18 protein-coding genes and 2 pseudogenes are annotated in these 21,710 nt (G+C 52.4%); 11 read left to right on the forward strand and 9 right to left on the reverse strand.

The window, feature by feature from the left end:
• Positions 1–154: 154 nt before the first annotated feature.
• Positions 155–1,267: a DUF354 domain-containing protein gene (locus ACFQH2_RS10330; protein WP_377053333.1), complete on the reverse strand. Its 1,113-nt coding sequence runs from the start codon at positions 1,265–1,267 to the stop codon at positions 155–157.
• Between the two features lie 414 nt (positions 1,268–1,681).
• Here ACFQH2_RS10330 and ACFQH2_RS10335 point away from each other — a divergent pair, with 414 nt between their 5' ends.
• From ACFQH2_RS10335 to ACFQH2_RS10355, 5 genes are all read left to right on the forward strand, one after another.
• A complete protein-coding gene (locus ACFQH2_RS10335) occupies positions 1,682–2,458 on the forward strand; it encodes a glycosyltransferase family 4 protein (protein ID WP_377076708.1) in 777 nt (258 codons plus the stop codon).
• Positions 2,459–2,609: 151 nt separating this feature from the next.
• Entirely contained in the window at positions 2,610–3,410 is an 801-nt protein-coding gene (locus ACFQH2_RS10340; protein ID WP_377053337.1) for a formyltransferase family protein, read from the forward strand.
• Between the two features lie 203 nt (positions 3,411–3,613).
• Entirely contained in the window at positions 3,614–4,678 is a 1,065-nt protein-coding gene (locus tag ACFQH2_RS10345; protein WP_377053339.1) for a DUF1616 domain-containing protein, read from the forward strand.
• A 60-nt stretch (positions 4,679–4,738) separates the two neighbouring features.
• Positions 4,739–6,529, forward strand: a complete 1,791-nt coding sequence (locus ACFQH2_RS10350; RefSeq protein ID WP_377053341.1) for a hypothetical protein — start codon at positions 4,739–4,741, stop codon at positions 6,527–6,529.
• A gap of 678 nt (positions 6,530–7,207) precedes the next feature.
• Positions 7,208–8,614 carry a sulfatase-like hydrolase/transferase gene (locus tag ACFQH2_RS10355; RefSeq protein ID WP_377076709.1) on the forward strand — a complete coding sequence of 469 codons (1,407 nt, stop codon included), beginning with the start codon at positions 7,208–7,210 and terminating at the stop codon, positions 8,612–8,614.
• 336 nt (positions 8,615–8,950) lie between these two features.
• On the opposite strand, the gene ACFQH2_RS10360 is transcribed toward ACFQH2_RS10355, so the two are convergent.
• Entirely contained in the window at positions 8,951–9,715 is a 765-nt protein-coding gene (locus ACFQH2_RS10360) for an alkaline phosphatase family protein (RefSeq protein ID WP_377076710.1), read from the reverse strand.
• A gap of 44 nt (positions 9,716–9,759) precedes the next feature.
• A pseudogene (locus ACFQH2_RS10365) lies at positions 9,760–9,840 on the reverse strand (hypothetical protein); the annotation flags it as partial.
• A gap of 571 nt (positions 9,841–10,411) precedes the next feature.
• Between ACFQH2_RS10365 and ACFQH2_RS10370 the strand changes: the two are divergent.
• Both ACFQH2_RS10370 and ACFQH2_RS10375 read left to right on the forward strand, forming a co-directional pair.
• Positions 10,412–11,401 carry a hypothetical protein gene (locus ACFQH2_RS10370; protein WP_377076711.1) on the forward strand — a complete coding sequence of 330 codons (990 nt, stop codon included), beginning with the start codon at positions 10,412–10,414 and terminating at the stop codon, positions 11,399–11,401.
• Positions 11,402–11,560: 159 nt separating this feature from the next.
• A complete protein-coding gene (locus tag ACFQH2_RS10375) occupies positions 11,561–11,980 on the forward strand; it encodes a hypothetical protein (RefSeq protein ID WP_377076712.1) in 420 nt (139 codons plus the stop codon).
• A 216-nt stretch (positions 11,981–12,196) separates the two neighbouring features.
• On the opposite strand, the gene ACFQH2_RS10380 is transcribed toward ACFQH2_RS10375, so the two are convergent.
• Together ACFQH2_RS10380 and ACFQH2_RS10385 are read right to left on the reverse strand one after the other, a co-directional pair.
• On the reverse strand, positions 12,197–13,432 hold the full coding sequence (locus tag ACFQH2_RS10380; protein WP_377053349.1) for a glycosyltransferase family 61 protein: 1,236 nt from the start codon (positions 13,430–13,432) through the stop codon (positions 12,197–12,199).
• 588 nt (positions 13,433–14,020) lie between these two features.
• Complete coding sequence (locus ACFQH2_RS10385; protein ID WP_377053351.1) at positions 14,021–15,469, reverse strand: flippase; 1,449 nt, start codon at positions 15,467–15,469, stop codon at positions 14,021–14,023.
• 892 nt (positions 15,470–16,361) lie between these two features.
• Between ACFQH2_RS10385 and ACFQH2_RS10390 the strand changes: the two genes are divergently transcribed.
• The 3 genes from ACFQH2_RS10390 to ACFQH2_RS10400 all read left to right on the forward strand — a co-directional run bounded on the left by ACFQH2_RS10390 (position 16,362) and on the right by ACFQH2_RS10400 (position 17,955).
• The gene (locus tag ACFQH2_RS10390; protein WP_377076713.1) at positions 16,362–16,883 is read left to right on the forward strand and encodes a hypothetical protein; all 522 of its coding nucleotides are present in this window, start codon (positions 16,362–16,364) and stop codon (positions 16,881–16,883) included.
• Between the two features lie 38 nt (positions 16,884–16,921).
• Complete coding sequence (locus ACFQH2_RS10395) at positions 16,922–17,422, forward strand: CARDB domain-containing protein (RefSeq protein WP_377076714.1); 501 nt, start codon at positions 16,922–16,924, stop codon at positions 17,420–17,422.
• Between the two features lie 164 nt (positions 17,423–17,586).
• Complete coding sequence (locus ACFQH2_RS10400) at positions 17,587–17,955, forward strand: HesB/IscA family protein (RefSeq protein WP_377053355.1); 369 nt, start codon at positions 17,587–17,589, stop codon at positions 17,953–17,955.
• On the opposite strand, the pseudogene ACFQH2_RS10405 reads toward ACFQH2_RS10400, so the two are convergent.
• From ACFQH2_RS10405 to ACFQH2_RS10420, 4 genes and pseudogenes are all read right to left on the reverse strand, one after another.
• Positions 17,956–18,155 (reverse strand): annotated as a pseudogene (locus ACFQH2_RS10405) (dodecin).
• Between the two features lie 130 nt (positions 18,156–18,285).
• Positions 18,286–19,905: an ABC transporter substrate-binding protein gene (locus ACFQH2_RS10410; protein ID WP_377076715.1), complete on the reverse strand. Its 1,620-nt coding sequence runs from the start codon at positions 19,903–19,905 to the stop codon at positions 18,286–18,288.
• Positions 19,906–20,158: 253 nt separating this feature from the next.
• On the reverse strand, positions 20,159–20,473 hold the full coding sequence (locus tag ACFQH2_RS10415) for a DUF7116 family protein (RefSeq protein ID WP_377053361.1): 315 nt from the start codon (positions 20,471–20,473) through the stop codon (positions 20,159–20,161).
• A 56-nt stretch (positions 20,474–20,529) separates the two neighbouring features.
• Positions 20,530–20,769 (reverse strand): DUF5816 domain-containing protein, encoded by a 240-nt coding sequence (locus ACFQH2_RS10420; protein ID WP_377053363.1) that lies wholly within the window; start codon positions 20,767–20,769, stop codon positions 20,530–20,532.
• A 103-nt stretch (positions 20,770–20,872) separates the two neighbouring features.
• Between ACFQH2_RS10420 and ACFQH2_RS10425 the strand changes: the two genes are divergently transcribed.
• On the forward strand, positions 20,873–21,613 hold the full coding sequence (locus ACFQH2_RS10425) for a metallophosphatase (protein ID WP_377076716.1): 741 nt from the start codon (positions 20,873–20,875) through the stop codon (positions 21,611–21,613).
• Positions 21,614–21,710: the final 97 nt, after the last annotated feature.

Raw genomic sequence — 21,710 nt, forward strand, 5'->3', positions numbered from 1 at the left:
GGTCGGTCTCCACGATTTATACCGCTCTCCTGATGATCGGATTCGACTGTGGCCACCGCTCGTTGCGGTCCTTCTATAAGACAATTATTCCAATATTTTTGTAGAGATATCAAAAAACCCGGAGCGGATACCAGGGAATAGGTCGGATTTTCGATCAGATTCTCTCTGCCGGTTGCGGCGGTTTGATTCTTTCCGGTTCGCCGAACGGCCGGAGTGACTCGATACCGTCGACGGCCCCACCATTTTCGGCCACCTCCACGAGCAGGTCGGTGAGGTTGCATTTCTCATCGAGATACTCGTTTCGACGTCTGTTCCACATAGAGGCCGTCTTCTCTGCATCGAGCAGCAACTGGGCCTGCTCGATGACGCCGTCGAACGAAGCGATGTTGAAAATAAGGCCCTCGTCTTCGAGTTCGAGGAAATTGCCCATATCGGAGTCCCCGACGAAGGAGTTCGAACGGATCGCTGGAGTTCCCAGCAACGCTGCTTCGGTTACCATCGTTTGCGTGTCGGCAATGAGCAGTTCTGCTTCCGCGAGGGCGTCGTGGAGTAGCGCTGGATGCAAAGAAAACGGCTCTGCTGGAACCGATTCGAGGCTAACGTTGCGTCCTTCATCAGATACGAATACGGTTGCACGGTCCGCGAGGCGCTCGATCAGATCCCGGCACTCGGACTGACTGATACCGCCCTCGCCAACATCGTGATGTGACCCGAACGCGTTCAACCGGACGATTACGTACGGTTCGTCAGGCCCCACACTCAGAGACTCACGGATCGACTGGTCGTGCTCGTAGATATCGGGATGAAGATACGCACACTCCTTGAATCCGGGGAATACGTAATGTTCGTCGCCCAGAGATTTCCGGAACGTATCCGGTGTGAGCACTGCGCGAGCGAATGGGATCGACATCGAATGATCGAGTGAGGTGGACTCGGAGTCGAGTACCAGCACGGACGGAGTTCGGGTGAGTGCCGCAGTGTGAGCGGCGTATCCGCCCATCCCGAAGATCAGGTCTGGATCGAACCGATAGACGGCACGGACCGCTCGCGCGTAGTGGGCGGGCAGACGAGCGAATAGCGACCCCTTCGCAGTGGCACAGTAGCCGTACACCTCGTACGGCAGATCATACCACTCGAGTAGTTCGACAGTGCACCCGTAATCCCGTGCGAGGACGAGTACCTCGTGCCCTCGTGCGAGTAGTTTGTCGACGACGTGTTTGTACAGATGAACGTGTGCGGGCGTGTTTGTAAAAATCAGATACCTCATTTCAATTGAGACTACGGATCAACTCTATTTGTTAATCGGATATTATATTTATTCATAAAATCTACACACACGCTCAACTTACCTAGAAGACGTATATCAAAACAGTAGTTCGAGAATAGATTTTGAACCGGACACAAACCGCTTAGAGTTTCGAAAACACGAAAATATGCAAGATTGTTTCGGGATACGTCTTACATGGCACGTCCCGGGCTTCATCGGTAGTTTGCGTAGAGCTAGAGACCGACACGCCTCGTCGAGTTACGACGGTATAACTCTCATAACAAAGAGACGATGGCCGGTGTGTAGATTCTGAACCCGCAGATGCACGTGCTAAATCTGACGACGAAAGTGAAGTCTCCGTGTTTCCAGTTGCAGGTGCGTGCATTGGAAAACCGAGGAATCACCTGTACGAACTTGTCGGTCCCCGGGGAGTACGACCGGGAGTCCTCTCGATCGGTTTTCGACTACATTCGGCTCTATCCGGAGGTTCTGAAACACTCGTTCGGTGAGTACGACCTCATCCACGTAAACTACGGCCTGACGGCGCCAATTGCGCTCGCACAACCGCAGTTGCCGGTAGTGCTCTCCCTCTGGGGATCGGACCTTACCGGACGGTTCGGCTGGTTGAGCGAGCGGTTAGCCCCATACTGTGACGCGACGATCGTCATGTCTCACGCGATGAATGAACGACTGGACTGTGATGCACACGTCATTCCACACGGTGTGGAACTCGACAAGTTCGAACCGATCGGCCGGTCGACGGCGATCGATCGAGTCGGCTGGGATCCCGACGTAAAACACGTACTCTTCCCGTACGGCCCGGATCGAGCGGTGAAAAACTATCCACGGGCGGATCGCGTCGTCTCGGCGGTCGCCGATCGGTTGCCGGATCCCGTCGAACTGCAAACAGTCAGCGGCGTCGCGCACGCGGAGATGTTCGAGTACATGAACGCCGCTGACTGTCTCCTGCTAACCTCCCGGCGTGAGGGATCACCCAACGTCGTCAAGGAGGCGATGGCGTGTAACCTTCCGGTGGTCTCGACGGATGTCGGCGACGTCAGCGAGCGGCTTGAAAATGTAGATCCCTCTGCAGTCTGCCGGAGCGATCAGGAGTTGATCGACGGCCTCGTCGAGATACTACGAAAAGACGAACTTTCTGAACGGTCGAGAGTATGCGATGGAACTCAGTAGCGAACGGATGGCGAAGCAAATTCACGAGGTATATCGGACCGTTGCGGACGGTTATACTCCGACTGACGAACGGACAGCAAAGCGCCAGACACTATGATAGCAAACATAGGGATAGGAGATCGTTCTTCCCTGATACAAAAGTGGGGATCGTATGTCTGATACGCTTCGCATCTGTGTACTTTTTGAGAGCGATAAGATGCGTGTCTGGCAGGCGAACGCGTTACGTCGACTGCTTGACGACGACTCTCTAGAACTATCGTTATCAGTCGTTAACGCCGATTCGCCACAGCAGTCGTTCTCGGAGATGGTTCGCCGCGCGCTCGAACTCCGGGAATGGGCAATCGTCGGAGGGCTACTCACCGCTTCACGTCACCTCAGAGGCCCCATACGACATGAACAACAGATTCCGATCGACGATATCGACGCGATACGGTCTGCCCCTCGACGTACCTGTGAGTCGATTTCCGTCGACGGGTGGAAACAGAAGCTACCGGAGGATATCGTTGACGAGATAGCGGCGTCAGCCGATGTAGTGATCAGATTTGGGTTCGGTGTGTTGGTCGGTCGTGTTCTGACAGCGACAGAGTACGGGGTTCTGAGCTATCACCACGGTGATCTCCGTGAGTATCGGGGGATGCCGATGGGATTCTGGGAGTACGTTCACGGGCGAGAGACAGCGGGAGTGACGTTGCAACGATTGAACGAAACGCTCGACGGGGGAGAGATCATCGTGCTCAAAGATGTGGACATCAGTGACGCGAACAGATGGGGAGATATTAAATCACGTCTCTTCGAGGCGTCCGAATCAATGCTTGCAGATGGGGTTCGTAATCTACGCAGCGAATCGTTCGAGCCGACGACTCCTGGCCATCTGGGCGAACTCCACACGATACCGAAGGGAAAACCTGTGATAACGTACCTTGTCAGGACGGCTCGTGGGTTGCTGCGGTAGACACCATTGTCAACGTATAGGGAAACGATGTCCCTCTGGAGGTCTCTAAGTACCATTTACTGGACCTCTCAGGGGAATATACAGGTCATAACAAAGCCACACTCTACTGAGTCTCTTGGCAAACAGATGAATACTGACTTTGCTTGGTTGAGTAGAGCGTGGTGGGCCTACATTCGGTTTGTTAGTGCAATACAAGGGGCACGATGAGCAATCCGAACGTCCCGGATTCTACGGCCGCAATCGTTTCGCGGCTACTGGCGAGGGTTCCATCGGACGTCATCGTACTACTGTCGTTCCTGGCAGTCGTCGATCTTTCGATTGTAGTAGTCGGGCTGGAGTCACCGCCACTTCGAGTCGCCCTGGGCGCTCCGTTGTTGTTACTTCTACCGGGTTACGTACTGGTCGCCACCCTGTTTCCCCGATCAACCGTGCCAGAAACCAGGCAGAGATCCAGCGGTGTCAGTTTCTTCCCCAAACAGTTCTGTGCGCTCAACGGCCCGGAGCGTGCGGCCCTTTCGTTCGGACTGAGCCTGGCGATTCTCCCTCTCTTCGCGCTTGTAGTCGCCTTTTCGAGGTGGTCGTTCACCGTCGACGCAGTCGTACTTGGACTCTCACTGTTCGTCTTCTTGGGTGCTGTGACGAGTGCCCTCACCAGAAGTGCTGTCAGTCCCGAAGCACGATTCGAGGTGTCGATACTAGCGTGGAGCGGCCGGATTTGGAAATTCATGGTTGCAGGCAACCTCCGAAACTCGGTAGTGAACGTTGCACTCGTCTTGAGTATCGTTCTCTCGGTCGCAGTCGTTGGGTTTGCGTTCGCGGCACCCCAGGACGGTGAGCGCTATTCAGAGATGACTTTGCTGACCGAGACAGAAGACGGAGAGTACGTTGCCGGAGAGTATCCCGAGGTGTTTGCTACGGGTGAGCAACGTGAGCTTGTCGTCGGTATCGAGAATAACGAACAGGTCCGGACGGAGTATACGGTCGTGACCCGAGTGGAGCGCGTCAGCACAAGCAACGGGTCGGTGGCCGTTCTCGAGGCCAACGAAGTCCGCCGTAGGGTGGTGACTCTCGATTCTGGAGAACAACGGTACGACAACCACGCAGTTACGCTCGACACTACTGGAGAGGATCTCAGACTCAGCTACTACCTTTACAGGGACGGTGTTCCGGAGACGGTCAACGAGGAAACCGCCTACAGGCACACGTTCATATGGGTCGACGTGACGGATGATTCCTCGGAGACCGCAGAAAGGTTGCGACGTAGCTAGCGGTTACCAAAAGAATAGCAAGTATAACAACGTGTACTGTACCGAACGATTCGACAACAAATGCAACACTCACCCCCAGGATCGCTGACTGAGAGAGCATTACTCCTACTGGGGTACGTCTCTCTCATCGGTGCCGTCGTCGCAGCACACTCGAATCCGGCGACTGGGTACGAACTCTCCCTGTACACCGCGACTCCGCTGCTGTTCTGGCTAACGTACGGTTTTGCGATGTTCATCGCACTGGTGGTCGCTTTACGAACCTCTGGCGACTGGCTTCGGCGAGGTGCGTTAGGACTCGGTGGCACAGCTACGGTGGTGTTCATCGGTCTGCCGATTTTGCGGGGCTACCGATTCTACGGTGGCGGCGATTCACTCACCCACCTGGGCTGGATGCGCGGTATCGGATCGGGATCGTTCCAGCCCACCGAACTGATTTATCCTGGCCTTCATACCTCTGCGACGTTGTTTAGCAATACGTTTGGACTCGACCCGTCCCATGCACTGTTGCTGGTGACTGTGGTCCTGTCTGGTGTATTCTGCGTCTTCGTTACGTTGTCGACGTCGCTCGTGTTCGAGAGTAGGTACACGACCACCGTCGCCGCTTTCTCGGCGTTTCTCTTCCTCCCGATAACCTCACTTAGCACGTTCGTGTTTCCACACACGATGTCTCAAGCGATCATGATGAGTTCGATCGCTCTGTATCTGTTGTTGAAATACGTTCGGATGGGAGACGATGCGAGATCGCTGTCCTCTGTGGGGGCGGCACTCGCGACCACGTCGATTGCTCTCGTAATATATCACCCACAACTCGTCGCACATCTGCTGGCAATGTTTATCGCTGTATCAGGGCTTCAATTCCTGTTCCGACGGTACCGCACAGAACATCCTATCGCGTCTCATCGCACGGTCTACGCGCAGTCTGCATTCATGATAGTCGCGTTTCTTCTTTGGACCTCCAATCACGGATTTTTCACCAGTGTGATCGAGAGGTCTGTTATAAGAGCTGTCGAGTTCTTCCGCGGTAATGGATCCGCAGCTGCGTCCGCCGCCAGCCAGGGTGCATCGTTGGTAGAGATCGGTGGAAGCATTATCGAGATTTTCTTGAAACTGTTCGGAGTGAGCCTACTTTTCACCGGGATAGCCGGTCTACTGTTCCTATACTCCTTCTGGGAGAAAGACGAAAAATTGACCCACAACACTGATGGGGTCCTCACCTACTTCGTAGGGGGTCTGTCTGGACTGGCGGTGATATTTGCACTGTATTTTTTCGGATCTGTATCAGAGATGTACTTTCGTGTCTTCGGTCTAATGATGGTACTCGTGACAATAGTGGGTGCTGCTGCCATCTCTTACGTGTTGAACACACTCTCAAGTGAACGATCAAACGGGACGCTTCACAGCGTTACTGTCATCGGATTTGCAATCCTCCTCGTGCTGTCGTTGTTCACTATATTTCCATCGACGTTCATCTTTCTACCCTCACCACATATTACAGACATGTCGATGTCCGGTCACCAATCGGCGTTCGGACATCAACAGGATGGCGTCGGGTTCGACGGGATTCGATCCGGCCCTGATCGGTACGCAGATGTAGAACGCGCCGAACCGGGCCGAGCACGTGGGTTCGGTTCAGTCTCGGGCGAGGAAATCGAAGCAGGGGTAGCTGAGCAATACTCTGCACCTCGTTATTTGACAGTCACTAGAGTCGACAGAGAACGAGAGGCAATCGCATTCAAAGAATTGCGCTACTCACGGTCACAACTGAACTCTATCTCGGCCCAACCAGGTGTGAACCGAGTTCAGTCGAACGGTGCTTTCGAGTTGTTTTATATAAGAGGTGCGGCAGAGTAAGCGGATAGGATACGAAGTTACGATCGGTAAACGACTTATATTCTTGATATAGGTTCGTCGAGTTCACGAAGTCGCATAGATCTTGGGGGGTTTACTGGCGCGTTTGGTGGACTTTCTCCTGTTGATCACCAACTATCGCTACATTGCTCGATTCTACATTCCGGAGTATAGGATCCGTCGACGTGCCTGTTACAATCGGTGACGGCTATCGGTCATTAGAAATACAATCGGTTTGCCACCGGATCTTCACACTATTTCCTCGGTGTGTATTTGGTTTCCACCGATCTCCCACATCGGCCCAGCTGTGGTTCCGTCGTTGCAGTCCGTTCGCTACCAACGTAGCTCATTCGAGTGCTCCGATATTTCCAACTAGTAGTAATATGAAAGTAACATACCTGATTAGTAAACAAGTTTTTTTATTTTACTGTAGTAAGCAATAAATAGTAGTACAATAGTAACTATTACTGGTAATCTAAAATCAATACTGTATGTCAACACACAATTCTAGCAACAGGGACGGTTGCTGGCCAATGATGAACTGCCTGTTGATCGCTTCAGTAACAGCCAGTAGAGGGTTCAGAAAGTCACTTGCGAATCGTAGAATCGCTCGTCAGATACGGACGGCTGTCGGAGCATCTTCTCAAGGGTTTACTGCTGACTCGTGGAGGCGTTATACCAGTGGCGCGTAATTCTCCCCTCAATCGGCTGAATACTGACGTCATTGACAACATATATATCTTCATTGCAGATTCGGTTCGCTACGACTTTGTTCCCGATAGAGTCACAGAGAAAGGTGTGTTGTTTAAAACAGCTGCAGCTGGCCTTTGTACACCGCAATCGGTATCCAGTATCGTTACTGGACGCCATGTACCACGCCACGGTGTTACTTGGTTTAACGACTCACTCGATCGCTCGATTAGCCAACTGTTCGATCTTACGCCGAATTCGGGGTACAACGAAGTTTTCTGGACCAGGGCGGCAGTTCAGGAGATACTCAACACCCCCGGTGAGATAGAGCTTGATGGAGTGAATGAGCCGTTTATCGCACTAGAACATGATAACGGCGGCCATGCACCGTACGTTGGCTTCCGTGATCAATCTCCCTCACAAATGTTCTCAGAGATCCCTGATACTGATTCTCTCAGAGAGTTATATCGCGACACTGTCAAAGGAAGCACCGATCGGTTCGAGGAACGGCTTGCGCTCCTCGAATCTCAGGGATTACTCGAAAATACACTTGTGATATATCTCTCAGATCACGGTGAGTTACTGGGAGAACACGGCGGGTTTCTCGGCCATGGATTACCGTCCACCCCGGAAGTCGCGTACGTTCCGACCGTATTTATACACGATTCTCTCTCTTCAGACCGCGCAGATACTTTGATACAGCACGTGGATCTCTTTCCGACAATCAAAGAAATCGTCGACGGTGGAAATACTGCGATCGATGTCGACGGACGATCGCTTCTCGGCAACATAAACGAAGATGCACCGGCCTATACAAACGGCCTCATGAGAGCGCCGTTCAAGTATCGCGATACAGCCGTCGATCCGTGCTACAATGCTCCTAGTATCTGGACGAGAGATGGGGGGTACGTGTTCAATGACACGAGAAAGTACGTTAGACCGATGACAGCCACTTACGATGCATTCGTATCGGGATACACCGGTTCGTTCGACGGAGATCGCCATCGTTCGGTCAAACTGTTACACACCTTCAGACAGTACCTTGCCTCGAGCCAGTCGTACGGTGATCCCTCTTTACCGAAGACGGAAGCCAGAGAGATGGTAAATCGGATTTCAGAACCGATCAGTAGAGGTGGAGCAGAGGTCACTCGACGTAGAGACGAAAAAACAGTTGGAACAGCTCGGATATCGATAAATTATTCCAAGTATCCCAACCCTCGCAGTCGGTCCTCGACTTCGTCGAACTCTTCATCGCTCGTTTCACTGGCCGAGTCCGTAGCTGCTATCTCATACGATTTTTTCCCGACGGGTTCGGTGGTATCAGAGGTTTCCCCTGCAAATATTTCTTCTAGAATTCGTCCGTCGGCGGCCTTGGGAATCGGTTCGCCGACATCGTAAAGTACGGTCGGTACGACGTCGACGACGGACGCGTCCCTCGGCGACGACCCTGGCGTCACATCCTGTCCCCATGCGAGGAATACACCCTCAGAGCGGTGACTGGCAGCCTTGGTTCCGGCGGGTGCGAACGCCTCATCAGAGATTTTGGTCTTTTCCTCGTACTCACCGCGGCCGACTGCGACAAGATCCGGGGCGCTGGGATCGTTCGGGAACAGCTCACTGCCGTCGTGAAGGTCTAGCACCCGTTTTCCGGTTTCGGGATCAGTGACCTGCGAGAGAGCCGACATAACGTCTTGCTTGACCGTTTCTACCTCGGCCTGCGGAACAGTTCCGTCTTCAGAACCGCTCTACGTCGTTAACGAATATCTGACTCGGATCGTGTGCAAATGCAACAGTTTCCTCGAAGTCGACGTCGTAAAGTCCGTGTTCTCCAGGAATCTGCTCTGCAACGCCGTCAATAACTGATTTCGGGAGGTGTCGTACAAGCGTATCTGGTGTTATTCCGAGTCGATCAAGCGCGTCGAGTACTGTCGTCTTCGTCACGCCCGCCTTCGCCAATGGCCCTCGCGCACCGTCGTTGTTTTTGCGCGTGAGGAATCCTTGCTCCGCGAGCAAAGTATTGAGGTGGACGAATTTCGAGATAGGGCCAAAACCGTGGTCCGACACGACGTATAATGTTGCGTCTTCGTCTTCAGCATAACTCATAGCTTCTCCGACCACGTCGTCGAGTTTTCGGTAGTGATCGAGTATCACCGTCCTGTCCCAGATAAGATGCTGGAGTCGGTCCGGGGCAGTGTACACGAAAAAGAACAATCGCCAGTCACGTTCACTGGCGAGCAGATTCATCAACTCCCGCCTGGCCGCAAGCAGCCCGTCAATATCGGAGATAAAATCATCGTGGTCGTCGGCGTACTCATACCAGTCGAGTCCGATCCGGTACTCCGGGATTTTTTCTGTATTGTTGACCGTAGCTCTGGCGGATGAGTAAACCCTTCGTCGATATCCGGTGACATCATACCACTGATCATCGTCCCGTCGATCTCGTCGGTCGGGTACGTCATCGGAACGTTGCCTACAACCGCCGGCGAGAGGATATCCCACAGCGCGGGCTGTTTTCGGTCGTCTCCCGTGTACATGCTGTGGGTATAGTTGGATTCAAGCGCGTGAAAACCGTAGATGCCGTGCTTATCTGCCCATTTGCCGGTGGCGATAGACGGCCAGGCCAGAGGTGTTGTCGGCGGGACGGTGCTTTCAGCGCTCCGGCAGCGCCCTCTTCAAAGAGTCGCTGGAAGTTTGGTAGTTCTCCTGCTTCACTCCACTCTCGCAACAGGTTCCAGGGAACGCCGTCGATACCCAGAATAAATGCCTTCTCTGATGTTGTTCCAGTCATAGATTCAAATCGTTCATAAATATGATCGGTAGAGACGGATATTGTTATATGTCTATTGATCCAAAGTTGATGCAGTATTTTACTGAGAGGGGACATTACAGCCCTGCTACCGATTATGATGTATCGATTAAATAAGGCCGGTAGCTGCTTTCTATGTTAATACGTAGAATGTCAATCGACAGTTCTGAAGAAAATAACAAAACACCGCATATTGTGCGTCGACCCGTCAGGAGATAGCCGTCAGTAATGACTTATTGCCGGGTACATGTACTATACTTAATTTTATAGTATATTACTATAGTATGCCTATTATTAAATATATTAAGTTAGATTTAAGTGCTTTTTTAATATTTATAGTTTAATAAAAAGAAAGCTTATATAGATAAGGTTAGCTCTAACTAAATCGTATGAGCGAAGAACAAACTGACTCATCTGGTAAGCAAGCGAATGCGAAGGATAACATCTCACTCTGCCGGCGTTCGTATCTCAAGGCAACTGCCGGGGGAGCTGCGTTGATTGCTACAGGTAGTATGGTCTCGGCTGAAACTCAGTATGATATAATTAACGTATCGTCAGGAGAAACCTACCGCAAGCATTTAGGCGACGAAGAATCCTTGGAAAACGTTCTGATCGACATTTCGGCTCAAGGTGCGGAATACGACATTTCTGCATCAGGTAACGATTGGTCGATCCGCAATGTCGGCATTCGTGGTCACTGGGATAGGACGACGAACACTGATCCGTTTCGTCTCCGTGTTCCTGATGACGACAAGACAGGTGTCGTCGAGAACGTACATCTCGGGATCACCACTGAGTCCGATAGATCATACGGCGGTGGCCCATCAGGAATGTTTGTTTGGCGAGATCATGCTGGCCATATCGATATCCGTGGCTGTTACCTTAACGATTATCAGGATAACGGCATCTATGCAAGCGCGCCAGGAAACCCGAATAGCCATCCATTTCCCGGATCAGGTGGGACTGTTCGGATCGAAGACTGTTATGCTCACGAATGTGGCACCTCAAACTTCCGTCTGGGGACGGACGGATCAAGCATCCACAACAGCGTCTCCGTTGGAGGGTGGCGCGGCATCTGGGCGTTCATAGAGGAGACTGATATTTACGACTCAGATATCCTCAACTCCGAATCCGGTGATATAGCGTTGGGCGATGGAAATTACGTCGAGAGTGACACTGCCGAGGTAGCTCTAAACAATAGCCGATGGGGTACTGAGGTCGCACACGGGGGGCAACGACCGACAACATACACGCAACATCGGTTGACACACCGCAAGATCGGCTTCCCGAGAACTGCCCTAGTAGTCCTGAAGAGGCCGCCTCCGGCGAGAGCATCACGGAATCTGATTCTTACCTTCCCGAAGGCGACTTCGAGGTAGAAATCACGACGAATAGTAGTCTCGCGGAATACCTGATTGAAGTTGATGCCGACGAAGTCATCCCCGGTTCGGATACGAATAAAGACGAAGACGAGTATCAAGATCGTGCATTCAGAAAGAAACGGTCGCTGGTATATCCATGGGTACACGGCGGGCGGTGTGGAAAGTTACCAGATCAAGGATGGACAGATACTTAGAATAGGCGACTTTGAGGAGTCTTCGATAGTTACTGTTGCCGGTCAGCGTTTAGATTTGGATACTTTCGACTCGATCACAGAAGTTCCAAACAAAGAAACGGAAGACCGTGATGGAGATGATATCTTGGCAAAGAAGATAGTTGTCGATGGGAGTAACAATGATGATGTTAGCAATTATACATTCAAGGTCACTGGTGAGGTCGAAAAAAATGACACGTTAACCCAAGTTGAGAATAGTACTGCCTGGGATGAGCTTCCATCGGATATCTCTGACCAGCGTGTTATCGGGATTGTCGGAAACGGTAAGAACATGTATCGATACTCTGGAAATGTCACGGTGCTTCGGATTTCAGGCAATGCAACTGTGAGATTGGGAGAATAATGATTATGTGACTAGATGAGATAGGTAATAATCGATTATTAAAAGAACCAAAGGCCAAAGAGCACAGTTCACCAGCAAGTGAAGTTCTTCAGGTTATATATAATGTAACCAGAAGGATCTCGGAGAACAAGTGATAATATCAATGGTATATTTTCTGAGTAACTAATACAGAACAGCCGCACTTAGCAAAATAAAGATCCTTTCTTATATGATTTCCTATGATACCGGCGAACCTTTCATTGACAGTTCCATATCAACTATCGACTTGAGTTCGTCGGGATCGACTACTAAATCTGGACCTTCATACTCACATAGTAAGCAGCGATAGCGGTGATTGAGATGTTCTGAGAGAACGTAGTACGTTGGACGTACGTCGTTCGACCGGAAGAGTTCGATGACGGTGGTATCTGTAGCATAGATAAGGTCCGTAAGTCCTGCCCCGTGGGGAGCCACAATCAAGTCTGCCTGCGCGAATAACTGAATGTTCTCGGCAACGCTGTTCTCTGAGAGTACATACTTTTCAAATCCCCGATTTTCGAGGATATCAGTTATCTCGTCTTCATTAACAACCTGGCGGCGGGGAGCATCTTCACGAGAAATATATATACGCTTTGATAAGTTCTCCGTTATGTCAAGTTCTCTATCTGCGACTGCTGTTCGCATACGGTCGCGGAGCCACTGGACTGCAACCGGTGATACTGTTCCCAAATTGTACTCGCGTCGCATCGAGGGTACAACCAACCGGTCGACTGACTTCGTCCGTTGATCCCACTTGATAAGATCGTCTTCTTCATACCCAAGAAGTTCTAATGTTTCTAGTTGAAAACGGTTCGGGTCAGGACCGACAATGAGTTTCGGTTGGTGACCAGTTCTATCGGTGTATTTTTCGACACCCTCGAGTCTGTTCAGGGTCTCAACCGTCCAATGATAATATCCGTCGTTCCATCGATTATAAAGCAATACTGCACTCCCGATGGACCCGGAGTCCCCCTCGGTGCGGCCCTCCAGAGGATTGGAAACAAATTCCCGTGCAGAACTCATAATATTTAGCGTTAGTACCTCCGGACTAACAATTGCCTCCATAACGATATTGTTATTGTCGTCTACCGGGATCGGATATGCGCCAAAAAGGTTGGCATCTTGGAGCACCCCTACGAACGGTTGACTAATCGTATATGTGCCGACACGTTTGCCGATCGTTTCTACGTGATCTTCCCCGGCTGGAAGATCGATCTCTATCTTTCGCTTACGATCATAGTATTCGATAGACCGATTAGTTTGAAACCGCTGTTCCATCTCTTTTCGATCGAGTACAAGCGGCGATATCGCGTCTACAAACCTGTATGCTGCTGGGTGATAAAAGGAAAGAAGAACGTTTCTTCCGGCCCACTTTCCAGCCTTGAGTACGCCTTCGTCGCGGTGTACTGATCTAAATTCTTCAATTACACCCATATTGAATCACCTATTTATGAGTCACTATTAGTTAATCATAAGTATAGACTTCCTTCGTATGGGCTACAACTTTTTCTATTTAAATAAATATAATATCAAATAGATATACTACAAAACTATTTGGAGACAGTTCTTGGTCACGCCCCTAAGTTTCTACCTCCTCGCTTGAGGTAGTTCAAAAACTCAATGGGATTGGTGACTCAAGTTACTACTCCTATATTTGCGTCCTACGTCGACTTGAAAATAGCGAACAAAGTAATTATGAGTTGACAGTCGAACTTGGCTGCAAGTCGATGATCCGGTGACGTCGACGGACCGGTACGGATAACGCTCTATATGAGGGCAACGGGTTTGATTACGCCTCGTTTATATAGATATTCATAGGTAATATGAACAGCTTTTGAATCCGTGTTTTTAGCCATATTGGAATGTGAAATATAGTTTCGGATCATGAGATACAGAATAGATTTTTTTGAATAACAACGCCAATGTTTTTGTGATATCATAGACTCATAAATACACCATATTATAACATTTCTTATATGTGAGTAAAGAAAGGATAGTATCATTCATAAATAATTATAATGATTATGAAGAGCGGCTCAGATATGTAATAGCTTCTTGTATGTCAAGTAAACCACTGACAGAGGCCAACCCCGCCCATATCAGGACGCCAAATAAAATGATTGCTCCTAATGATAGATAGCCAGAGACGTATGGAAGGAGGAGGACAACAGCGCCACCCATTATTGCTGAAATAATTGTAGTTCCGCCGACCATTTTCGTCAAATACCCAATTCTAAGTGGCAATTCGATGTACATTATATATACGTTCAAGATAGTGTAGATGCCGTATGTAATAACGGTTGCACCTGCTGCTCCGACGACACCTATGGTCGGTATAAGTATGATGTTCAGTCCGAAATTTGCGATAGAAGTAGTTCCTTTCGCAACAGCACGGTATCGTGCGCGCCCAAGATAATCAATGCCCTGTGTGGTTACGCCAGTCACTGCTTGGAACAAGAGGAAAACGCTGAGTATTTGTATAACTGGAACTGCGCCAAGATACGCCCTGCCAAAAATAAGGAGGATCATCGGTTTCGCAACTGCCATCAACCCAACTGAAGCAGGAATGTACAGTAGCAGTACGTACTGAAGCGTTAACTCGTAGACCCTCGCAGCCTGATCGAGACTGTTGTTGGCTTTCTGTTCGCCGTACGTCGGTGAGACAGCAAAACCAATGGATCCTGCGGGGGCACGGATAAATTCGGTAATCTGTTTCCCCAGAGTATAGAATCCTACTGCGACAGGGTTCAAGAAGTAGCCAACCAAAATAATATCTACTCGTCCATCAATGACATTCGCACTGCGAGTCGCTGTCAGTGGAATGCTATACTCGACGATTCGTTTCCCAAGTCCGTTCTCACAAGCAGCATCCATGTCGAAATTCCGATAGAACCGGACGTAAAGAATGGTCAGCCCAACTGCTGCAGTGACACCTGCACTTAGGACATATCCGAGCAATGCTCCAACTACTTTCCAACCGAAAGTCACAAAAACGACAACAAAGAGCACCTTGCTCACACTGCTAATAGTCTTTATTATAGCGCTGTACTCAACCGCATTGAAGCCCTGAAAAATAGCAGAACTGAACTGTTGGAGAGATTTAAATGTAATAAATCCAGTGCCGATCAAGAGCAGTAATTCTAGTTTCTGGTCATTTAGCAGTTCTGCGATCATGCCTCGACCTGCAATTATTGCAATACAAACAATTCCAATTAAAACCAGACGATATTTTAGCGACATTTTTAAAATATTCGTTATCTGAGATGGATCCGATTCTTTATATTCGGTAACGTACCGTGCTGCCGATCGGGCTATCCCTAAATCCGCGAATAGTTGGGCAAGATTGATGATTGCGATAGCGAGAAATAGCCTTCCGTACCCGCCCGGCTCCAACAGGTAGTTCGCGAGGAGAATAATCAATATCCCGTTGGCTACAATGTGGATTACTCGCGCAATGAGTGATGCCTTCATTCCCCGTAATAGCTTGGATGAGAGAGCCATTCTGTATTATAGAGATGGTGTCCGGGGCACAGGATATTCATACACTTTGTAAAATTTGCAAGTAGAAACTCGAAGCAGACTGGTGCTCGTCATTCAAATTGAAATAGCTCCATGCCTAACTTTGTTATACATCTTATTCGATTACTGTTGCTCACATAGTATTCCGTATAGAGGGCCCAAATCGGGCATATCCGACTCAGAACCACTCTTTCAGAGGAATATTCGGTTTGTAAAATAAGTAGTCCCAGGAGATGTAGGTTGTAATATTTGGCGTCCTTGCCAACGACAGACTAGCGACGTGGTTTTGAATTTTGAGTGGCACCGACGACCGTTATACCGTCCAGCGTTTGCGCCCAGTTCCGGTTTAGTAACTTGTAAGCGATCACCTTGGGATCGGCGTTACGAGAGAGCCTTCTTTACTGTTGAATTACGGTCTACAAGTGTCGATATCGCATGTTGATTATTAAAAAGTAGTTTCTATATGCAAGTAGCTTGTTTCGTCGTTGGAACTCTCGAGCAACGCCACACTGAATAGGATGCGACCATCGCAATGCTGTGGTGATCCCGCGTAGCACGTAATATCGGTGGAAATCTTAGATATCGACAGACGGTATAGCCGTCTAGGTCCTCCTCAATCCGAACCGAGATTGAAGCCGGATCCTCAGACCGTCTTCGTTCTATTAGATGTAATCAGATGCCCAAAATTGGCATAGTGTATCTACATTCCTATCGAAGGTTGCGTAACAGTATGAGATCCATTACAAAACGGATCTATGAGTTCCTTTTATACGAAAGTTCGCTAATCGGACCTAAAAGGAATAATGATTATAGATAAAACTGGACTATCCACATATCTTGGGATATGCATCGCACTGGCCGCAATACTGTCTCTCACAGTCGCTCCCGTCGCGGGGGGATCAGTCTACAGCAACAGGACGACGATACCCCGCAGAACTACTCCGTCATCCAGGGCGGCGAGTGTACGACGATTACGTCGTTCGGAGACGGATCCGAATCGGTCGAGGAGTTCTACGACTATCGAACGCCGTACACCCAACAGAGCAGTTACACCTACAGTTCCTTCGGAACGACCCAGTTTCAACAGGACAACACCAGCATCCTCTTTCTCTACGAGGGGGCAGAAGGGACCAGCCTCGTCCTCGTCAACGGTCATCTCAACGGTGATTCTGCGGGCGGCGCTCTCACGATGGAGATAGACGGTCTTCCCGAGGAGGGAGCGTGGGTCATCGAGGACGATAACTACGAGGGACAGTTCGACGAGTTCGACCACGCTGCGACGTCGAGTCGAATCACGTGGGCATGGACTGAGAACCGGACCGACGGCGGGGTGTTCCAGGGGGACTCGAAGACGATTTCGAGATAACGGTCGATCCAGCGTTCAACGACGACGCTGACTTTCGGGTGTATCAGGGCGATATTACCGAGTGGCAGGCCCTCTCGGATACCGGAGACAACATCGAACGGACCGCTCTCGACTTCCAGCAGATAACGATTCTCCCCGGGACGTGTTCTTCGTTTGCGGTGTCCGAACTGAGCGCACCGAACGAGGTAGACAGTAACGAGGAGTTCGAGGCCAGTGCAACCGTCCTGAACGATGGTAACGCCGAGAGCACGTTCACCGTTCCATTCAGGGTTGACGGCGAGGTCGTTGAGGAAGCAACGACCACGCTCGAACCGGGCGAAGAAGCCGATGTGGCAGCGACGATGCGGTGGGCAGGGGACGGTACGCACACGATCGAGGCCGGTGATAGGACGGCCGAAGTGACGATTATCGACCCGAAACCCCCGTCTGAAAACGGTGGGGAAGGACCCGGAGACAGCGGGCAATCAGGCGGATTTACGTATGCTGCTGCGATCGCTGCACTCGCCATAGCGATGGTATTCTGGCGTCGACATCGGTGAGCGTGCCGCTTCTCAGCGTCGCGTCCGTAACATCTCACGCTCTTTCAAACGTACTGAGACGGTCGACAAAAAAACGCCAGAGAACGAGCGTCGATGGATGATCCATCCTGTGAACTCCAGTGTACAGCGTCAGTATTATCTGCGTACCCGTGTTATGAACCCCTATGAGTACTGAAACGGCATCGAACGACGACGGTTCGGGAACCGTCAGGGTGACAGAGGCCGCCGCGGAAGAGGCTCTGTCGCTCCTCGAATCGGAGGGGCTTGACAACGGGGTGGCGGGACTTCGACTGTTCGTCCAGCAGGGCGGGTGCGCTGGCCTTTCGTACGGGATGCGCTTCGACGACGAACCGGACGACGACGACACGATCACCGAGCACAACGGCTTGCGCGTATTCGTGGATCCGGCTAGTCAGAACTACATCGAAGGCAGCGTCGTCGACTACGAGAGCGGGTTGCAGGCGGAAGGGTTCCACGTCGAGAACCCCAACGTGGTCAGCGAGTGTGGCTGTGGTGAGTCGTTCCGAACCTGATCAGTCTTCGAGTTCGAACGCGATGTCGACCTCTGCCTGATACTCGCGGCCCTCCACGGACGCGACCTCGACGCCGAGATTGTCGACTTCCACCCAGTGAATGTTTTCAGCGTCTGTTCGGCCCGGTCGACTGCGTTGTCAGCCGCATCCTCGAAACTGTCCTGACTCGTGCCGATCATCGTGATCTTTTTGAATACCATGATAACGTACCTCGTACGTGTATTTTTGCCGAGGTCACTTAAAATGCGCCCGCGGATCGTCGCGGACCACGCTCGGTAGAACGTGTGAGTCAGTCGAGCGGCCAGGTGCGGCGGGCAGGAGAATGGCCGGTTACTGCTGGGTTAGCAGGTCTCCTTCCCCGTCGTACCGGAACCCCGCGTCGCGAAACAGCGATCTGGCCAGTTGTGGGTCAGCCTGTCCATCCTCGCCCGGGAACGGGCCGAGCATGCTCTCGCCCGTCCACTCGAACTCCTCGGTGAGATATTTGGTCCGCTGAAGCGGCGTGTTCGACGGTATCGCGTATCCGTTTGCAACTTCCTCGGCGATATATTCCCGGTCGACGAGACGGCTGACGACCCGTCTGAAGCGGTGGTTTCCAAGCGGATGTCGACGAGTGTTGAACCCGATCAGGAAGAACTCGGTCCCTTCACCGAGGAGCACCTCGAGTTCCTCGAACTCCTCTTCGAGAGCATCCGTGTCCAGTACCGGTATCGAGGCCGCGGTAATATCTCGTTCGCCGCTGTCGATGGCGTCGAACGCGACGCCCGCGTTCGCAGCCACCTCGAAATCGACTTCCTCGAACGTCGATTCGGCGATCAGTGGCTCCAGCGTCTCGTCCGGATCCTCGATATCGAACAGGAAGTGATCGGCGTTGCGCGTCAGCGTTAATCCCTGTTCGTCCGTTGCCTCCTCGAAGACGAACGGACCGCTCCCGATCGGCTCTTCGTTGTCGATCTCAAGAGCTTCAGACTGATACGTTCGTATCCGTTCCGTGCGATCTTCCCACCTGTGCATCGGGAGAATCGGCACCGTCAACGCACGGCGTGCGACTTCGACACTCGTATCCTGGAACTCCAGAACGACTTCGGTGTTCGAGTGCGTGTCGACGTCGTCGACGAGCGAGCTACGACCGCGAAAGCGCATAGCGGGCACTGGATCTTCGGAATCGCTGAGAGTCGTATCCTGCAGGAACTCGTACGTGAACGAGATATCCGCGGTCGTCAACGGCGTGTCGTCGTGCCACTGGAGGGTCGGACGTAACTGGATGGTAGCGGTGACACTGGTGCCGGAGTCGGCCCACGTAACGTCCTCGGCCAGCCATGGCGTCAAGTCGCCGTCGATCCGCTCGAAGAGCGGTTCGTAGATCAGGTCGAGGATCGCGTTGCCGGTCTCGTTTTCCGGAACGAGTGGGTTCCAGTTCGTCGTGGCGTTCGATCGGAGCAGGCTCACACGGAGGCTGTCGCGGTCAGGGTTTGCCCGTTCGAGGTTGAGATACGCGTGTCTCGTCGCCAGTCCGTTCGGTATCGACTCGGTCGAGAGGTCCCGTCGCGTGGCCGTCAGTCGGGACGGAAATCCGATGGTGGAAAACGGCTGTAGTTCGATCAACCGGCGCTGCAGGTCCTCGACCGTATCGGCTCGCTCGGCTCCCAGACTCCGGCGTTGCCGTTCGAGCAGGTCGTCGATAATCGGACTCGTGATGCCGTATGGGTTCTGCCAGCCGGGTTCTTCGGTGAATCGCGTATGCAACAGGGCCCGAAGTTCGTCCGGGTCGTCGATCAATGGATGTCGGCCCACGAAGATGTCGAAATCGTGGTCGATCAACAGCGTACGGAGGGCTTGTTCGTCGTCCTGAGGGTCGAGCGTCGCGTCGATACCCGCATAATTTAGATTATCAGCGAGTTGGCGGGCAATCTGGACGCCGACAGCGTCGTCATCGGCAGGGAGGGTCATAACGTCGAGCGACAACTGGTTGGGGTCAGAACCGTCAAACACGTCGAGCATACCCATACAACCGGCTGTCGAAGCCAGTGTAGCCGCTCCCGTTGCGGCCAGCAGCTCTCGACGATAGGTGGTGGAGGGGGACCCATCTAATGAAGGTAGAGTGGTCCCCGACTTACAGTTTTCTCATCAGTCTGACTATGGGCCGCGAAGCTTGGCGCTCGAATAACCGGGGCTTGGGGGCTGAAAAAGAGCGTAGTGCGGTTCAGGCCGCTTCTGCGGCCGGTGGTGCGCGGACGACCTCGTAGTCGTCGTCCTCGACGGTGATGATGGCCCAGTCGTACTCGGGATTCGCACGCCGGATCCGGCGACGAACGTCTCTGACGCTGTGTTGATATGTTACGAAGCAGCGTAGAGATCCGGACGTCGGCGGCGACGTCGGTTCGGGCATCGGTGTGACCTCCACGGCTTTCCACCCTCGTTCGGCCGTGAACTCGCTGCCACTTTCCGAGACTGTGTACCCGAGCTCTGCGAAGATTGACCTCGCTTCACTGGCGAGTGGGTTGTTAACGGTTCCCATTCGAGTTTAGCTAGCACGCCAATCATCATAAACCTACTGGCAAGGGGGATCTCGGGCTACTCGTGGGCGGCGTCCCACTCCGTCGGCTTCCGGAAGTTGCCACACTGGTTACATTGTATGCGTCCCATCGCGTCCATGGCGTTGTCGACCGTCTCACAGTGGGCGCAGAACCAGCCGTACTTCTCTTCACGACCTGATGTGCCGTAGGCGACATAGAACGGTGCCTTCGAACCGCGGTCGCCCTCGTCTTCGGCGACGAACACCGTCACCCCATCGTCCGTCGTATGCGTTCTCATACGACAGTACTGGGGAGAGAGGGTCAAAGGTGATTCGACACGCCCCGCGACAGTCGCCTGTCAGCCGAGCAGTATATACGGGCTCGCCGACTCTTTTTTCGGTATGTCGTTGCGGCTCCTCCACTACTCTGATCTGGAAAACGCCTTCGATGATCCCGGCCGTATCGCTCGGCTGGCGGGGCGAATCGAATCGCTCCGTGACGGCGCGACGCTCGTCGCCGGAACCGGGGATAACACCGCACCCGGCGTCCTCGCACTGAGCGAGGACGGCAAGCAATCGCTCGATTTCTTCGAAGCGGTCACGCCCATCGTCGATACGCCCGGCAACCACGACTTCGACCACGGCTACGATGCGCTCCGGGAGATCATCGCGGAATCCCCGCAGACCTGGGTGAGCGCTAACGTCGAACTCGACGGTCACTGCTTCGGCGAAGAGGTCGGTGTCGAGCCCTGGACCGTCGTCAAGCGCGGCGACTACCACGTCGGGATCATCGGCGTCACAACCCCCACAACGCCATCGATCACACCGCCAGCATCGACTCTCACAGTCACTGATCCGGTCGCCGCTGTCGAGGACGCCATAGAGGTAATGGACGACCGTGGCGTGGACGTAACCGTCGTGCTCGCCCACCTCGCCGACGACGAACAGATCGCTCGCCAGTGTGACGTCGACGTGATCCTCGGCGGCCACGTACACAGCGAGCGGATCGAACGAATCGACGGGACGGTGCTAACCCGGCCACCAGCGGGTGGCGGCGCGCTGTACGAGGTCGTGCTCGACGACGACGGCACGGCGTCGGTGAACCGACACACGGTCGAGGACGCTCCCGTCGACGAGGGGTAGCAGCGGCGCTCCGCGAGCGAAAACAGCGTGCTGGACTCGAATCGACCGTTGCGACCGTCGACCGCCCGATAGAACGCACGGAGGCGACGACACTCCG

Origin of the sequence: Natronoarchaeum sp. GCM10025703 (assembly GCF_042661985.1) — an archaeon.
Taxonomy (GTDB): Archaea; Halobacteriota; Halobacteria; order Halobacteriales; family Natronoarchaeaceae; genus Natranaeroarchaeum.

Bases quoted from the DNA above. Each gene is read 5' to 3' on its own strand.
- ACFQH2_RS10415 (WP_377053361.1), bottom strand. From the start codon at position 20,473: ATGGGAACCGTTAACAACCCACTCGCCAGTGAAGCGAGGTCAATCTTC.
- ACFQH2_RS10330 (WP_377053333.1), bottom strand. From the start codon at position 1,267: ATGAGGTATCTGATTTTTACAAACACGCCCGCACACGTTCATCTGTAC.
- ACFQH2_RS10420 (WP_377053363.1), bottom strand. From the start codon at position 20,769: ATGAGAACGCATACGACGGACGATGGGGTGACGGTGTTCGTCGCCGAA.
- ACFQH2_RS10400 (WP_377053355.1), top strand. From the start codon at position 17,587: ATGAGTACTGAAACGGCATCGAACGACGACGGTTCGGGAACCGTCAGG.
- ACFQH2_RS10380 (WP_377053349.1), bottom strand. From the start codon at position 13,432: ATGGGTGTAATTGAAGAATTTAGATCAGTACACCGCGACGAAGGCGTA.
- ACFQH2_RS10390 (WP_377076713.1), top strand. From the start codon at position 16,362: ATGCATCGCACTGGCCGCAATACTGTCTCTCACAGTCGCTCCCGTCGC.
- ACFQH2_RS10340 (WP_377053337.1), top strand. From the start codon at position 2,610: ATGTCTGATACGCTTCGCATCTGTGTACTTTTTGAGAGCGATAAGATG.
- ACFQH2_RS10425 (WP_377076716.1), top strand. From the start codon at position 20,873: ATGTCGTTGCGGCTCCTCCACTACTCTGATCTGGAAAACGCCTTCGAT.
- ACFQH2_RS10350 (WP_377053341.1), top strand. From the start codon at position 4,739: ATGCAACACTCACCCCCAGGATCGCTGACTGAGAGAGCATTACTCCTA.
- ACFQH2_RS10385 (WP_377053351.1), bottom strand. From the start codon at position 15,469: ATGAAGGCATCACTCATTGCGCGAGTAATCCACATTGTAGCCAACGGG.
- ACFQH2_RS10370 (WP_377076711.1), top strand. From the start codon at position 10,412: ATGAGCGAAGAACAAACTGACTCATCTGGTAAGCAAGCGAATGCGAAG.
- ACFQH2_RS10345 (WP_377053339.1), top strand. From the start codon at position 3,614: ATGAGCAATCCGAACGTCCCGGATTCTACGGCCGCAATCGTTTCGCGG.
- ACFQH2_RS10410 (WP_377076715.1), bottom strand. From the start codon at position 19,905: ATGACCCTCCCTGCCGATGACGACGCTGTCGGCGTCCAGATTGCCCGC.